Origin of the sequence: Staphylococcus sp. GDY8P54P, from assembly GCF_017892645.1 — a bacterium.
In the GTDB taxonomy this organism is placed as follows: domain Bacteria; phylum Bacillota; class Bacilli; order Staphylococcales; family Staphylococcaceae; genus Staphylococcus; species Staphylococcus ureilyticus.
Window position 1 is genome coordinate 172,788 of the sequence record NZ_JAESLN010000008.1, and the last position, 15,497, is coordinate 188,284.

Annotated in this window: 12 protein-coding genes; 7 read left to right on the forward strand and 5 right to left on the reverse strand. The window is 33.6% G+C overall.

What is annotated here, in order from left to right:
- The first annotated feature begins 78 nt into the window (after positions 1 to 78).
- A complete protein-coding gene (locus tag KA883_RS03090) occupies positions 79 to 948 on the forward strand; it encodes an SDR family oxidoreductase (protein WP_046206724.1) in 870 nt (289 codons plus the stop codon).
- A gap of 486 nt (positions 949 to 1,434) precedes the next feature.
- Here KA883_RS03090 and KA883_RS03095 read toward each other — a convergent pair whose 3' ends face one another.
- Together KA883_RS03095 and KA883_RS03100 are read right to left on the reverse strand one after the other, a co-directional pair.
- Positions 1,435 to 1,641, reverse strand: a complete 207-nt coding sequence (locus tag KA883_RS03095; protein WP_046206725.1) for a hypothetical protein — start codon at positions 1,639 to 1,641, stop codon at positions 1,435 to 1,437.
- A gap of 151 nt (positions 1,642 to 1,792) precedes the next feature.
- Positions 1,793 to 3,214 (reverse strand): SLC13 family permease, encoded by a 1,422-nt coding sequence (locus KA883_RS03100; protein WP_064209234.1) that lies wholly within the window; start codon positions 3,212 to 3,214, stop codon positions 1,793 to 1,795.
- Between the two features lie 152 nt (positions 3,215 to 3,366).
- Between KA883_RS03100 and KA883_RS03105 the strand changes: the two genes are divergently transcribed.
- The 3 genes from KA883_RS03105 (at position 3,367) to KA883_RS03115 (ending at position 6,613) form a co-directional block, all read left to right on the forward strand.
- Positions 3,367 to 4,563, forward strand: coding sequence for a DUF819 family protein (locus KA883_RS03105; protein ID WP_046208802.1), 1,197 nt, complete (start codon positions 3,367 to 3,369; stop codon positions 4,561 to 4,563).
- Between the two features lie 83 nt (positions 4,564 to 4,646).
- Positions 4,647 to 5,219, forward strand: coding sequence for a sugar O-acetyltransferase (locus tag KA883_RS03110; protein ID WP_046206728.1), 573 nt, complete (start codon positions 4,647 to 4,649; stop codon positions 5,217 to 5,219).
- Between the two features lie 377 nt (positions 5,220 to 5,596).
- The gene (locus KA883_RS03115) at positions 5,597 to 6,613 is read left to right on the forward strand and encodes a PTS sugar transporter subunit IIC (RefSeq protein ID WP_046206729.1); all 1,017 of its coding nucleotides are present in this window, start codon (positions 5,597 to 5,599) and stop codon (positions 6,611 to 6,613) included.
- 190 nt (positions 6,614 to 6,803) lie between these two features.
- Here KA883_RS03115 and KA883_RS03120 read toward each other — a convergent pair whose 3' ends face one another.
- A complete protein-coding gene (locus KA883_RS03120; RefSeq protein WP_046206730.1) occupies positions 6,804 to 7,589 on the reverse strand; it encodes a putative hydro-lyase in 786 nt (261 codons plus the stop codon).
- A gap of 224 nt (positions 7,590 to 7,813) precedes the next feature.
- Positions 7,814 to 9,505 (reverse strand): BCCT family transporter, encoded by a 1,692-nt coding sequence (locus tag KA883_RS03125; RefSeq protein ID WP_046206731.1) that lies wholly within the window; start codon positions 9,503 to 9,505, stop codon positions 7,814 to 7,816.
- A 172-nt stretch (positions 9,506 to 9,677) separates the two neighbouring features.
- On the opposite strand from KA883_RS03125, the gene KA883_RS03130 reads away from it, so the two are divergent.
- Both KA883_RS03130 and pruA read left to right on the forward strand, forming a co-directional pair.
- Entirely contained in the window at positions 9,678 to 10,115 is a 438-nt protein-coding gene (locus KA883_RS03130) for a DUF4064 domain-containing protein (protein ID WP_046206732.1), read from the forward strand.
- 336 nt (positions 10,116 to 10,451) lie between these two features.
- On the forward strand, positions 10,452 to 11,996 hold the full coding sequence (gene pruA / locus KA883_RS03135; protein ID WP_046206733.1) for an L-glutamate gamma-semialdehyde dehydrogenase: 1,545 nt from the start codon (positions 10,452 to 10,454) through the stop codon (positions 11,994 to 11,996).
- A 108-nt stretch (positions 11,997 to 12,104) separates the two neighbouring features.
- Here the strand turns inward: pruA and KA883_RS03140 are convergent, their stop codons facing one another.
- A complete protein-coding gene (locus tag KA883_RS03140; protein ID WP_210139861.1) occupies positions 12,105 to 12,659 on the reverse strand; it encodes a TetR/AcrR family transcriptional regulator in 555 nt (184 codons plus the stop codon).
- A 148-nt stretch (positions 12,660 to 12,807) separates the two neighbouring features.
- Between KA883_RS03140 and KA883_RS03145 the strand changes: the two genes are divergently transcribed.
- Positions 12,808 to 15,345 (forward strand): MMPL family transporter, encoded by a 2,538-nt coding sequence (locus KA883_RS03145; RefSeq protein ID WP_046206735.1) that lies wholly within the window; start codon positions 12,808 to 12,810, stop codon positions 15,343 to 15,345.
- The last annotated feature ends 152 nt before the right edge of the window (positions 15,346 to 15,497 follow it).

Genomic DNA, 15,497 nt, shown 5'->3' on the forward strand with positions numbered 1-15,497 from the left:
GTTTTTTTAAATATGTTTGTCGTTGTCTATTCGTGGTATGTAGTACACGACACAATGATTACACATGGGGGTATAATGATGAATTTATTAGAATTTCATAAGCAAATTAAAGGTTATACACAAAACAAACAACCAGGTATTCAAAAAGAGATGAATCCACAGCCTATAACAGAGATGGAAGGTTATAAAAGCGGTGGCAAATTAACGGGCAAGGTTGCTCTGATTACTGGCGGTGATTCTGGCATTGGGTGTTCTGTAGCGATGCTATTTGCAAGAGAAGGTGCAAATGTTGCTATTGGCTATTATGATGAACATGAAGATGCTCAAAAAGTAGTGGATGATTTGAAAGGAATAGGTGTAAAAGCTAAAGCCTATGCACATGATTTAAAGGTAGTGTCAGACGCTCAAGCATTAATTGATAAAGTGGTTAAAGACTTTGGAGGTTTAAACATTTTAGTAAATAATGGTGGCGTTCAATTTCCACAGGATAGTTTTCAAGAAATTACGCCAGAGCAAGTGAAAGAAACGTTTGAAACTAATATTTTTGGCATGATGTTTTTATCTCAAGCAGCAGCGCCACATTTAGCAGACGGTGATGCCATTATCAATACTACAAGTGTAACAGCATATAGAGGATCAGCGCATCTTATTGATTATTCAGCAACCAAAGGGGCAATTGTAGCTTTTACAAGATCTTTAGCTACAAGTTTGATAGAACGGGGCGTACGTGTAAATGCTGTTGCACCTGGTCCGATATATACACCTTTAATACCTGCTACATTTTCAGAAGAAAAAGTAGCACATCAAGGTGGAGAAACGCCAATGGGTCGCCGAGGACAACCCGCAGAACTAGCACCGTCGTATGTATTTTTAGCGTCTTATGCAGATAGTTCTTACATTACAGGACAAGTCATTCATGTAAATGGCGGTGATTATATTACTTCTTAAGTATAGTGTGTAGCTTGATTATTATGGACTAACGAAATAACAACTTACTGCAACTTTGATAGTAAAGCTTACTCTATAAAATTAGTAATGAATGTAGGGTGTGTCTTGTTTTAAAGTTAATTGAAATATTTGATTTAGCATTATCATTTTGTAGCCCTTAAGGGGATAGACTTTGATAATACCTTCTATATTAAGTAGTAGTAAAAAACACTTTCATATCAATTCATGCAAAAGCATGAATTGAACGAAAGTGTTTTGTTATATTTTATAGCAAATGTAAAATCCTTTGAAAGATGAAAGTACTTTTGCAATGTTTGTAAAGTTTTCTAAAGTTGAGCGTGTATTGTTAATATGATATTTAACATAGATATGTTATTGATCTAGTTTTGAATTGAGAGATGCTAGGTTGCATGTACATCTATATCTAAAAAGTATGTTAATCATTTATAACTAAGGCATCAAGTTTGATGCATACGTTTTAAAATATTAAAAGAAATCTGAAGGAATGAAATCATCGACATTGATATTTTTAAAAGAGTCAAAGTTAACATTTTCAATATTTTGTAGTATTTCTCCTTCTTTAAATTGTTGATAATAATTTGTAGTTTCTGCTACGATATCGTGATCTTGAAATGTTTTTACGACACCTAAGATTAAGAGGACTGCTATTGCACCTTTGATGATTGTTTTCATAAGTAATGACTCCTTTTAATGATAATACATATATTATAAATGAAAATTTAGTCTGTGACATGCGTCCAGAGTATTTACATACTATCGTACCTTAGTTGTATACGACGTGCTTATGAAAATATATGGTCATCAATTCTAATTAAAGTTTCAATTAGAGACCAAAAGCAATTGGTAACCAGAAATAAGCAAATAGTGATATGACAATAATGGTGAATATATTTAATATAAAACCAGCTTTTACCATATCTTTCATTTCTAATTCATCAGAACTAAATACCGCTGCATTTGGTGGTGTTGAAATGGGCAACATGAAAGCACATGTTGATGATACTGCTACAATACCCATAATAATGAAAGGGTCTTGGCTGATAGCTGCAGCAAATCCAATACTGATTGGCATTAACATATTTGATACGGCTGTATTAGACATCACTTCGGTAAGGAATAAAATGCCAGTCGTAAGCACGATAACAATTAAAATGAGTGGCAACGGTTTTACAACGCCTAGCATACCCCCAAACCACTTTGTTAAACCAGAGTCTTCAAAAGCAGCAGCTAACGAAAGACCGCCACCAAACAATAGTAATATACCCCAAGGGAGTTTACTCATATCATCCCAAACAAGTAAACCACCTTTGTGGGATTTAGCTGGAATTAAAAATAAAAGCACTGCACCTATCATTGCAATAACTGTGTCTGATAAGTGGAGAGAAGATGGAAGCAGGCTACCACAAATCCATAATATACTAACAAATAGAAATACAATACCTGTTAATTTTTCTTCTAGACTCATAGGTCCTAAATCACGTAATGATTTTTTAGCAAAATCAGAAGATATTTGATCTGCATCTTCAATTTTAAAGAGCCATTTTGTCATTAACAAATATAATATGATAAGTAATATAATTGTTAATGGTAATGCAAAAATCATCCATTGTGCAAAAGAAACTGTTCTATTTAAGCTTGAAGAAGCGATTGCAGCAAAAACTGCATTTGGCACTGAGCCAATTAATGTTGCGAGACCACCTATAGAAGCGGAATAAGCGACCGTAAGTAATAAAGCTTTACTGAACTTATGTGCTGACTCAGGCTTTAAAAATTGTGCGTTTTGGATTTCATGTATTAAAGCCAATGCAATCGGTAACATCATTAAGGCTGTTGCAGCATTTGAAATCCACATCGATATAAATGCCGTTGCAATCATGGTACCTAAAATAATCCTATTGCTATTAGAACCCATCATAGCGATAATCGTCATAGCGATACGTTTATGTAAGTTCCATTTTTCAATTGCCAAGGCAATAATGAAGCCCCCCATATACATAAAGACGATCGGATCAGCATAAGCACTTGCAGCTACTTGTTCGTCTGTGCCTCCACTTAAAGGTAGTAGAATAAGTGGTATGAGTGAAGTAGCCGGAATAGGAATCGCTTCTGTAATCCACCACGTGGCGACAAAAAGTGTTACAGCAAGTACGGCCCTAGGAGCGTCATCTAGCCCAGTAATCTCAGGAATAAAATAAAAAGTAAGAAAAAGCAACGGTCCTAGTATCAAACCAATTTTTTGTTTCATAAAAATCCCCCTTGTTTGTACCCTTGCATTAGTAAGAATATCAAGTTGGAAAAGTAATGACAATTTATTTTTCAGAAAATTGTAAAAAAACAACTGTTTTATTGTTAGAATAAATTTAATCTTATGCATGCAAAATAAAGGGGAGTGATTTTATGGTTTTGGGTACACTAGTAGGAAAAGATGATACATGGGTATTATGGGCGATTATTATAGTTTGGGCCACAATAAGTATCTTTTTAGAACAACGATATCAATGGGCAAGTACGATTTCAGGAGCGATTATTGCATTGGTAGGAGCGATGTTACTTTCTAACTTTAAAGTTATCCCAACGAGTGCACCAGTTTATGATACCGTGTGGGATTATATTGTTCCTCTATCTATACCGTTGCTACTTTTTAGTTCAAATATATTAAAAATTTGGAAAGAAAGTCGGCGATTATTATTTATTTTTTTAATCGCGTCAATAGGGACCATGATAGGGACAACTGTAGCTTTTATTATATTAAATCATTCAGTACCTTATTTATCAAAAATAGGGGCAATGATGACTGGAAGTTACATTGGTGGGGGAGTGAATTTTGCGGCCTTAAGTTCCAAATTAAAAACGCCTGGAGAAATGGTTTCATCCACAGTTGTTGCAGATAATAGTGTCATGGCATTATATTTTCTGTTATTAATTGCTATACCATCCATTCCGTTTATAAAAAAACATTTTAAAACACATTATCATAGTGATCATACACCGGCAGCACAACAATCATTTTGGCAACCCAAAAAAATTCAATTATTAGATATCGCATTTTCAATCGCTGCAGCGATAGCAATCGTTGCAATCAGCTTTAAACTTTCTGAATTAATACAACATGTTGTACCTCAAAGTAATTTGCTCTTAACTATACTTGTGTCATTTTTTGGGGATTTCTATCTCTTACTTACAACTTTAACACTTGTCATCGTTGCAATTTGGGGAGACTTCTTTGAAAAATTAGCAGGTGCCTCTGAAATTGGAACATTCTTAATTTATATTTTCTTTGTTGTCATAGGTACACCAGCCTCGTTTGTTACGATTATAAAAACGGCACCGTTGTTATTTATTTTTGTTATGATAATTTTAATCTTTAACTTGGGTTTGAGCTTGTTGTTAGGAAAATTATTGAAATTCAACATTGAAGAGATATTACTTGCAAGTAATGCAACTGCTGGAGGTCCTACTACTGCAGCTGCATTAGCTATTGGTAAAGGTTGGACTGATTTAGTCGGACCTATATTAATTGTAGGTACATTAGGTTATGTGATTGGCAATTATGCAGGTACATTAATGTATCAATGGTTATCTTATATTGCATAGTGATAAGACAATTATTTAGAAATATCATGACGCGATGATATAGTTAATCTGGTGAATTATTATAGATGAGTGAGGGATGTAATATGAGGGAAAAAGAAAAAATGTTAGCTGGACAATGGTATGACGCAAATTACGATGAAAATTTGGATAAAGAAAGAAATATAGCTAAAGACTTATGCTTTGAATTAAATCAAACGAAACCTAGCAATAAAGCAAAGCGTCAAACTATTTTGAAGGCATTGTTACATGCTGAACCAAATAATTTGGAATTATTAAGTCCATTTTATGTCGATTATGGTTATAACCTTTTTTTAGGTGAACAGGTGTTTATCAATCATGATTGTTATTTTATGGATGGTGGTAAAATTTTTGTGGGCAATCATGTGTTTATTGGACCAAAATGTGGATTTTACACTGCGATACATCCATTAGCATATCAAGATAGAAATCAAGGATTGGAACAAGCGTTACCGATACATATAGGAGATAACGTATGGATTGGCGCAAATGTCATAGTCTTACCTGGAGTAACAATAGGTAATGGCTCTGTAATTGGTGCGGGAAGTGTTGTATCTAAGGATATTCCTGAGAATGTAGTTGCAGTTGGTTCTCCGGCAAAACCAATAAAAACGATTGAAAACAACGCATCGACATGATGATATTAAATATTGAACTTTTTCGATAGGAGTTAGTGACATGATTCAACGTTTGCAACGGATCATGTTACGACTCTTTTTTATTTTTCAACAGGATAAATAAAATATTATTGCGTGAAATTTTAAAATAAATTAAATTTGTTTTAAAAAATGTTCCGCGGAGCTTAATTAGAAATTAATAAAATTGTTCAGAATATAATAAAAAATTATGTTAGAATATATAAATATGGAAATTGAAAAGTTTATATTTTGTGATTTTCAAATATTTTAATATTTATTTTTTGCAAGTAGCTTTGCCATCCATATTTAGAAAGGATTGAACGATTTATTGCACAAATTTATTGTGTGAGCAGTTCAAAGAAAGAGGAGAATGATTCATGGATATTTTAATAGGGACCTTGTTTTTAATCGTTGTACTAGTGTTATTTACATTATTTACATATCGTGCTCCTAATGGCATGCGTGCAATGGGAGCATTAGCTAATGCAGCGATAGCAACATTTTTAGTGGAAGCTTTTCATAAGTATGTTGGTGGAGATCTGTTTGGTATTAAATTTTTAGGAGATCTTGGTGATGCTGCTGGTGGACTTGGCGGTGTGGCAGCTGCAGGTTTGGTAGCTTTAGCAATCGGGGTTTCGCCTGTGTATGCTTTAGTGATTGCAGCAGCTTGTGGCGGTTTAGATTTAATACCAGGATTTGTTGCTGGTTATGCAATTGGTTATTTAATGAAGTTTGCAGAACATAAAGTGCCGGACGGCGTAGATTTAATAGTGGGTATTTTGATTATAGCGCCACTAGCAAGATTAGTAGCTACTGTAATTACGCCATTAGTAAATAATTCATTATTGAAAATTGGGGATATTATTCAAAGTTCCACAGAAATTAACCCGATTATTATGGGTCTTATACTTGGTGGCGTCATTACAGTTGTTGGAACGGCACCATTAAGTTCCATGGCATTGACTGCGTTATTAGGTTTAACTGGGATGCCAATGGCAATTGCAGCCATGGTTTCATTTGCATCATCTTTCATTAACGGTACGATGTTTAATAAACTTAAACTAGGAGATCGTAAATCTAGAATTGCAGTTTGTATTGAACCATTATCACAAGCAGATGTTGTGTCAGCCAATCCAGTACCCGTCTATACCGCTAACTTTATTGGTGGTGCTTTAGCAGGTGCGGTGATAGCATCATCAGGTATGATTAATGATGCGACAGGTACAGCTACCCCGCTCGCAGGTTTTCTTGTTATGTTCGGTTTCAATAACCCGATAAAAATAATTATTTATGGCGCCATTGTAGGTGTTATAGGTTTAATCGTAGGATATGTATGTTCAGTTTGGTTTAAAAATTATCCAGTCGTTTCGAAAGAAGAGTTAGAAGCACGATAATGCTACGTTATAAGTAAATGATGTAAATGTTAATCTTAAAATAGTCAACCTTGTTTCATACTGATCATAAAAACCATTATAAAAATGAAAAGCAGCATATAGCAGCCACTTAGTATTTGTGGATGCTATCATGCTGCTTTTTAAATTTCCATCATTAAAATTAGTGTGTAAAAATGTGTATCAAGTGAAATTAATCGCTTAACTGACTATCTGGGACGTCAGTGATAAACATATGTCCTGGTGCATGTGTAATCATCAATTCTGGTTTAGCATCTAACGCAACAGATTGAGGCGTAACACCACAGCCCCAAAATACTGGTACTTCATTTTCTTTAATCGTGACAGGTTCGCCAAAATCAGGATTTGTTATGTTTTCGATGCCAATTGCTGATGGATTTCCTATATGTATTGGCGTACCATGAACATTTTTAAAGTGTGTCGTAATTTCTGTTGCTTTTATAGCTTGTTGCATAGTCATCGGTCTCATACTAACAGTGATATTTCCTGAGAAATGGCCACTTGGTGAGGCTGGAATATTTGTTATGTACATTGGAACATTATGTTCTTCTTCAATGTGACGTATTGGTAGACCCGCCTCTAACAAAGCATGCTCAAAAGTGAAGCTGCAGCCAATCAAAAAACTGACCATGTCATCATTAAATAAATGAGATATGTCAGTAGGAGATTCTACTAATTCGCCATAACGGTATACTTTATATTGTGCTACTTCATTTGTGATGTTAGCTTCTTTACCATAAGTAGGAAAAGAGGTTGAACCAATTTCTGAAACATCTAAAAGTGGGCATGTTTTTGGATTTCTGAAACAGAATTTTAAAAAATCATATGCATAAATAGAGGGTAATATGACTACATTAGCTTGGACATAACCTTTAGCCATTCCGCTTGTATGACCTGTAAGTTCATTTTTACTAATCATTTTTCTTAATATACTTGGGTGTTGGTTTTGTAAATTCATTAAGTGTTCATCCCCTTAAATTTAACGTCTTAGCTACATTTTAGCAAAAAGTAGCATATAAGTTGTATAAAATGTTCAGAATCTTTTGGAAAATATAAATAGACATCGTATTGAAATTAAAGTACATTTGGATTTCAATACGATGTCCGTTTGTGATATTTAATACTCAATTAAACAATGGTAATTTATTGGGTCAGCTGGATGAGTTTAAACAGTATGATAGATTAATTATCTTTGTTTTTGGTATCTTTATCATGGTTTTTGCCATTATCGTTATGATTACTTGGTTCATTTTCTTCTATCGGGGAATCCTCATCGGTTTCTAAATGATTTGTTTCGCGTTCTTCTAGTGGTATAGAATAATCTTTATCATCATTGATGTAGGTCATTTTAAAGTGTTCCGTTGGTTCTCTTCTCAATGCACGCATTAGAGAAAAAATCATGAGTAATAAAATAATTGAAAATGGTAGACCTGTTACAACTGAGGCAGTTTGTAAACTCGTTAAACCACCTGCAATTGTCATAGAAACAGATATAGCACCAATTAATATGCCCCAAATAATTTTATGTTTGATTTTAGGATTAGCAATACCACCAGTTGCCATACCCGCAACAATATGTGTAGTAGAATCAGCACTTGTAATGATAAATATAAAGATAAGTGCGATTGCTAATGCACTTGTGATGTCAGCGATAGGAAATTTGGATAATAATTCAAAAAGAGCAACAGTATAATCCTTGTCGACAATATTAGCGATATTGTCGTTACCATTCAATGCTATTTTAACAGCTGTACCACCAAATCCAGCTATCCAAGTAAATGAAATTAAAGGTGGGATAATTAATACACCAATAACAAATTCTCTAATCGTTCTACCGCGAGAGACACGAGCTACGAAACCACCAATAAATGGTGACCAAGATATAACCCATGCCCAATAGAAAACAGTCCATTGTTGTATCCAACTGTTATCGCCTGTATATGGGCTGATGCGTAAACTATATTCAATGAAATGACGTAGATAATCACCGATTGCTAATGTATAAGATTCTAAAATAAATTTAAAATCACCAAAAATAAACATGAAGATAAGTAATATTGCGCCTAAGCCAATATTGATATTACTTAACCATTTTACACCTCTATTTAAACCAGTAATCGCTGATGTTAAAAAAATACCTACCATTAAAATAGTGATTGATATTTTGGTAACATTATTGTTAGGAACGTTAAAGACATGTTGTAGCCCACCACTAATTTGCATAATACCTAAACCAATAGATGTGGCAATCCCCATTACTGTAGCTATAATGGCTAATACATCTATCACATTTCGATATGGTCGTTTATAAGATTCACCAAATACAGGTTCCATCGCCGTTGAAATGAGACCATCACGTTTTTTTCTAAATTGGAAGTACGCCACTGTTAAACCGGCAATTGCGAAGATAGACCATTGAGAAATACCCCAATGAAAAAAAGTATAGCCCATAGCAACACGCGCTGATTCTGATGAAGCGTCTGGCGTTTTTCCAGGAAATGGAGAATGTAAATAATGCGTTAATGGTTCTGCTACACCCCAAAATACAATGCCGACACCCAAACCTGCAGAAAAGAGCATCCCAATCCAAGACATCATAGAAAATTCAGGAGCTTCATTATCATCACCCAATTTAAAGCGACCATAACGTGAAATGGCTAACGCAATTAAAAATATATCTAAAATAAAAATAATTACTAAAAACAGCCATCCAAAACTATTTGCTATATAATCGTAGACTTGTTGTGCGTGATTACCAAAACTTTTAGGGAAAATACCTGCAATTAATGTTATAAGTACAATAATTGCAACAGATATCATATAAACAAGATTTCTATGTTTCTTCTTTCTGTCGTGTGCATTTTTGTCACTCATAATAGTGTTAAATCATCCCTTTGTTTTCATTTATATTAAGAAATTACCCTAATACAATGACACTATTCATTGAAAATGCTAGCGAATATTATAATATGGATGACGTTGCATGATTCATATTTTTGTGGGTATAGAACATATGAAAAATTATAAATTGCAAAGGAGGTTGCATATGAAACGTACTTTGGAAAAAGTACTAATTTGGCTAGGAATTTTCATACAATTTGTACTGATTTTTTTAATGGCTATTGCTGCACCATTTTTAAACGATCGGAGTTTTAAACGTTCGTTAATGGGTTCTTTTAAAAATCAAGATGCTATTAGCGATAATTTAACTCAAACAGAAACATCACAATTATTAGATAGTATTAGTCAATTATTTATCGTTGCTTTAGGCTTAGTTATTGTAACGACAATCTTAGCATTAATATTTGTTTTATTAATCAAGAAGATACCAAAAACTGCAGGTGTTGTATTTATATTACTTGCAATTGTCTGTGTGTTTACATTAAATATATTTACAGCATTGTTATGGCTAATTGCAGGCATCATACTGTTAGTTAAAAAACCACATAAACATAATAAAAGTCAAAAAGTACATAAAAATTAAATATTGTTTGTTGACTTGATAAATGTCATTATTCAACGATGGTTGAATTGAATGGACGTTGTAACAATTTTAATGTGACATTATACGAATTAAACACTTTCTTTAAGTTCATAAATGTAAAAAATTTAAAGAAAGTGTTTTTTGAAGTCACTTGAACGATATAAATCAAGCGCAATACAGTTTTTAAAAGTAAAAGTTAGACATAAAATACGATTTATTTTTATAAAAGTTATTGTAAGCGATTGCATTTGTTGTGTGATACCTATACAATGAAAATAAGAATGGAATTTTTCCATTTTAGTTTTCTATTTACAAACTTACATGGGGGTAGAAAAAATGGTTGTCAACTATACAAATGAACCAGGCATTGACTTTACTGATAATAGCAATGTCGAATCATTCAAAGAAGCATTAAAGAAAGTTAAAGGTGAATTAAATCAAAAACTTCCGTTAGTGATTAATGGGGAGAAAATTTTTACTAAGGATACATTTCAGTCTATCAATCCTGCGAACACTTCTGAAGTTATTGCTGAAGTATCAAAAGCTACAACAAAAGAAGTAGATAAAGCTTTTGATGCAGCTAATGAAGCTTATAAATCTTGGAAACGTTGGACGCACAGAGATCGTGCTGAATTTTTAATTAGAGTTGCAGCTATTATTAGACGACGCAAAGAAGAAATATCAGCAGTGATGGTGTATGAAGCTGGTAAACCATGGGATGAAGCAGTTGGTGACGCAGCTGAAGGTATTGATTTTATCGAATATTATGCTAGATCAATGATGGAATTAGCAGACGGTAAACCAGTATTAGATAGAGAAGGCGAACACAATAAATATTTTTATAAACCAATTGGTACTGGGGTAACAATCCCACCATGGAACTTCCCATTTGCAATTATGGCGGGTACTACTTTAGCGCCAGTTGTTGCTGGTAATACAGTTCTTTTAAAACCTGCAGAAGATACCCCGTTAACAGCGTATAAATTAATGGAAGTATTAGAAGAAGCAGGTTTACCAAAAGGTGTTGTGAATTTTGTACCAGGTGATCCAAAAGAAATTGGCGATTATCTTGTTGATAGTGTTCATACGCACTTTGTTACGTTTACAGGTTCACGCGCAACAGGTACACGAATCTTTGAAAGAGCTGCAAAAGTTCAAGAAGGACAACAATTTTTAAAACGTGTTATCGCTGAGATGGGCGGTAAAGATGCGATTGTTGTTGATAAAGAGATCGATACAGACTTGGCAGCAGAATCTATTGTTTCATCAGCGTTTGGCTTCTCAGGTCAAAAATGTTCTGCTTGTTCACGTGCGATCGTTCATCAAGATGTATATGATGAAGTATTAGAAAAAGCAGTTAAACTTACACAAGATTTAACTTTAGGAAATACAGAAAATAACACTTCAATGGGACCAGTTATTAACCAAAAACAATTTGATAAAATTAAAAATTATATCGAAATTGGTAAAAAAGAAGGTAAGTTAGAACAAGGTGGCGGTACAGATGGTGCTACTGGTTACTTTGTTGAACCTACGATTTTCTCTGGACTTAAATCAAGCGATCAAATCATGCAAGAAGAAATCTTTGGGCCTGTTGTTGGTTTTGTAAAAGGAAAAGATTTTAATGAGTTATTAGAAATCGCTAATGACACAGATTATGGATTAACAGGTGCAGTTATTACTAATAATCGCGAAAACTGGATTGAAGCTGTTAAAGAATATGACGTTGGTAACTTATACCTAAACCGTGGTTGTACTGCAGCGGTTGTTGGTTATCATCCTTTTGGTGGTTTCAAAATGTCTGGTACAGATGCAAAAACAGGTAGCCCAGATTATCTATTACATTTCTTAGAACAAAAAGTTGTTTCAGAAATGTTTTAATTGTTAACAATCGGCTAGGATAACATTTCTAGTAAAATAAAGATTCTGGGATAAATCCCAGAAAAATAGCACTCAGATGATTTATTCAATTCATCTGAGTGCTTCTTTTTATTCATCATTAACTTGAATATTAATCATTTTATGAAAAAGTGCATCAATGGCTTCATACGACATATTACTATTATGTTCACGCATCCATTCCATAAAACCGTATAAAGTCGCACCGTAAACATAAAATACTAAATCTATTGGAACGCTTTGGTCAACCGTTATCCGATGTTCGTTTGCTTTAATATCATTTTGCAGTATACGGATAAAATGATTTTCAACTGTACGTTCAAATTCTTTATCGTCTTCTTGTTTATGCTTTATTTTACTAAAATCGTCAATGTGTGTGACGGATTGTTCCATGCTCGTAAAAGGGTTATTGATACGATCTTTAATATCTGTGGAAAAGTAATCTTGAGTTAAGTAAGTCATTAAATAAATAAGTAAATCGTATTTATCATAGAAATGCTTATAGAAGGTTGTACGATGAACTAACGCTTCATTGCAAATTTGATTAACAGAAATAGTTGAAAACGTATATTTTTCTAATAGTACATATAAGCTTTGAGATAATGCCCGTTTTGTTTTGATTACACGCAAATCTTTTTCATTCATTCTACAATTCTCCTAATCTGTAGTTTAAATATACGGAATTGGATATTTAGTTCTTTTTTAAATAGGGTAAATCATTATAAGATGTCAATAGAAATAATCTACAGTATATGTATAAACTATAACGTTGATTAATTAAGGAGGCAATAGTTTGGCGAAATTTTTATACAAATTAGGTTCATTTGTTGCAAAGCACAAATGGTGGAGTGTTGTTGCTTGGGTGATTATTCTTGCAGCAATTATTATACCGCTTACAATAAGTTCACCTAAGTTTGATAATGATATAACTATGAATGGCTTACAGTCATTAGATACGAATGACAAAATAGAAGACGAATTTGGGCAAGACAGTGAGAAAGCTCAAATTAGAGCAGTCTTTAAAAGTGATTCAGATAATGGCATAGTGAAGCAAGATATGACTAAAGATATCAAAGATACATTGAAAGATATTAAAGATGATGATGGAGATATTAAAAATATCTCAGACCCTTATGACAATAAACAAATCAGTGAGGATAAATCGACAGCCATCGCTGATATTAATTATGATGTGTCTGCAACGTCATTAAAAGAAGATTCAAAAGATAAAGTGAAAGACCAAGTTGAAAAATTAGAAGATGAGCATAATGTACAAGTAGAACTGATGGGTACAGGTATGGAATCGACTGAAATTGGCGGTTCTTCTGAATTAATCGGAGTGATTGTCGCATTTGTTGTACTTCTAATTACGTTTGGATCGTTTATTGCAGCAGGTATGCCAATCATTAGTGCTTTACTTGGTTTAGGCACGGGTGTAGGTATCATATCGTTATTGACGTATGCATTTGATATTCCAAATGTTACTTTAACATTAGCGGTTATGATTGGTTTAGCAGTAGGTATCGATTATGCATTATTTATTTTATTTAGATATCGTCAAATTGTTAAAAGCGAACCAAATCACATTAAAGCAATAGGTTTAGCTGTAGGAACTGCAGGCAGTGCAGTCATCTTTGCAGGTGTTACAGTTATTATTGCTGTTTGTGGATTATCACTTGTTGGTATAGATTTCCTAGCCGTAATGGGCTTCGCTTCTGCAATTAGTGTATTTGTCGCAGTGATTAGTGCATTAACTTTATTACCAGCATTGATTAGCATTTTCCATAAGCAAATTCATCCTAAACAAACGAAAACTGAGTTTGAGGGAGATGTAGATACGAAATGGTCCAAATTTGTAGTTGGAAAACCACTTGCAGCAGTGCTTATTGGACTTATTATCTTAGTTGTAGCTGCTATACCGATTAATGATATGCGTTTAGGTATACCTGATGATGGTATGAAACCAGCGGATACAACTCAGAAAAAAGCATATGATATTGTATCTGATAAGTTTGGAGAAGGATATAATGGTCAAATTGCAATGCTTGTCAATGTGAAAGATCAAAATGATGATCCTGAAGCGTTGCAAAAAGACTTACAAAGCTTGAGCAAAGATATTAAAGATATGGATAATGTGAAAATGGTTGCACCGCCCCAATTAAGCAAAAATAAAGATTATGCATTAGTAGCGGTAATTCCTGATAAAGGTCCAAATGCTAAATCTACCAATGATTTAGTTCATGATTTGAGAGATTATAATGATGATGCGAGAGACAAATATAATTTCAAAACTGAAGTATCTGGACAAAGTGTAATTAATATAGATATGTCGCAAAAACTAAATGAAGCTATCCCATTATTTGCTGGCGTAATCGTAGCATTAGCGTTCGTACTATTAATGGTTGTCTTCCGTTCTATCATTATTCCACTAAAAGCAGTTCTAGGTTTCGTCCTTTCTTTAGTGGCAACATTAGGCTTTACGACTTTAATAATGCAAGAAGGATTTATGTCTGAACTGTTTGGCGTAGATACAACGGGACCATTACTAGCTTTCTTACCGGTTATTACAATTGGCTTGCTCTTTGGTCTGGCGATGGATTACGAAGTATTTCTTATGTCTCGTATTCATGAAGAGTACAGTAAAACAGGTAATAATGAGCACGCGATTAAAGTAGGTATTAAAGAAAGTGGTCCAGTCGTTGTTGCGGCAGCACTTATTATGTTCAGTGTGTTTATTGCATTCGTCTTCCAAGATGATGTAATGATTAAATCTATGGGATTATCACTTGCATTTGGTATATTGTTTGATGCATTTATCGTACGTTTATTATTGATTCCTGCGTTGACACAATTATTTGGCAAAGCATCTTGGTATATGCCTGCATGGTTAAATAGAATATTACCTCACGTAGATATTGAAGGGCATGCTTTACAAGGCGAGATGCCTGCATCTAATTATTCACGTATCAATCAGTCTTCTGGTAATGATAGTTATGATCGTACATTTAGCATTCGCAAACAACAAAACGCGTACAATGGAGAAACTAATACGATATCTGTAGATCAAAAAACAAAAAGACTATATAACGAAATTGCACAACAAACAACACAACAAGCATTCTTATATGAAGCTTTAAAATCATATAAAGAAGATTTAACACAGTTGCAAAATGATAGTGAACAATCAACATCCTTCGCTACACACGTAGAGAATAAAAACGAAAGTACGCGTGGCCGTGAAGATGATGAAATTGTTAAGCTATTAGCACAACAAAGTGAAAACATTCGACATTTAAATGAACTAATTGAAAAAACAATTAATAAAAAGTAAAAATTCCGGGAATTAACACTGTTCTCAGAAAAATACTAATCCGTTGTGTACGGATTAGTATTTTTTTTATTTATAATATTCCTAGAGCTAAAGTTTTTTTAAAAGTCTGTTGGAGTATCGTTCGATTCTGTATCTACTTCACTTGAAGTGTT

Coding starts and splice junctions, on each gene's coding strand:
- KA883_RS03095 (WP_046206725.1), bottom strand. CDS start 1,641: ATGAAAACAATCATCAAAGGTGCAATAGCAGTCCTCTTAATCTTAGGT.
- KA883_RS03130 (WP_046206732.1), top strand. CDS start 9,678: ATGAAACGTACTTTGGAAAAAGTACTAATTTGGCTAGGAATTTTCATA.
- KA883_RS03115 (WP_046206729.1), top strand. CDS start 5,597: ATGGATATTTTAATAGGGACCTTGTTTTTAATCGTTGTACTAGTGTTA.
- KA883_RS03140 (WP_210139861.1), bottom strand. CDS start 12,659: ATGAATGAAAAAGATTTGCGTGTAATCAAAACAAAACGGGCATTATCT.
- KA883_RS03120 (WP_046206730.1), bottom strand. CDS start 7,589: ATGAATTTACAAAACCAACACCCAAGTATATTAAGAAAAATGATTAGT.
- pruA (WP_046206733.1), top strand. CDS start 10,452: ATGGTTGTCAACTATACAAATGAACCAGGCATTGACTTTACTGATAAT.
- KA883_RS03105 (WP_046208802.1), top strand. CDS start 3,367: ATGGTTTTGGGTACACTAGTAGGAAAAGATGATACATGGGTATTATGG.
- KA883_RS03125 (WP_046206731.1), bottom strand. CDS start 9,505: ATGAGTGACAAAAATGCACACGACAGAAAGAAGAAACATAGAAATCTT.
- KA883_RS03090 (WP_046206724.1), top strand. CDS start 79: ATGAATTTATTAGAATTTCATAAGCAAATTAAAGGTTATACACAAAAC.
- KA883_RS03100 (WP_064209234.1), bottom strand. CDS start 3,214: ATGAAACAAAAAATTGGTTTGATACTAGGACCGTTGCTTTTTCTTACT.
- KA883_RS03110 (WP_046206728.1), top strand. CDS start 4,647: ATGAGGGAAAAAGAAAAAATGTTAGCTGGACAATGGTATGACGCAAAT.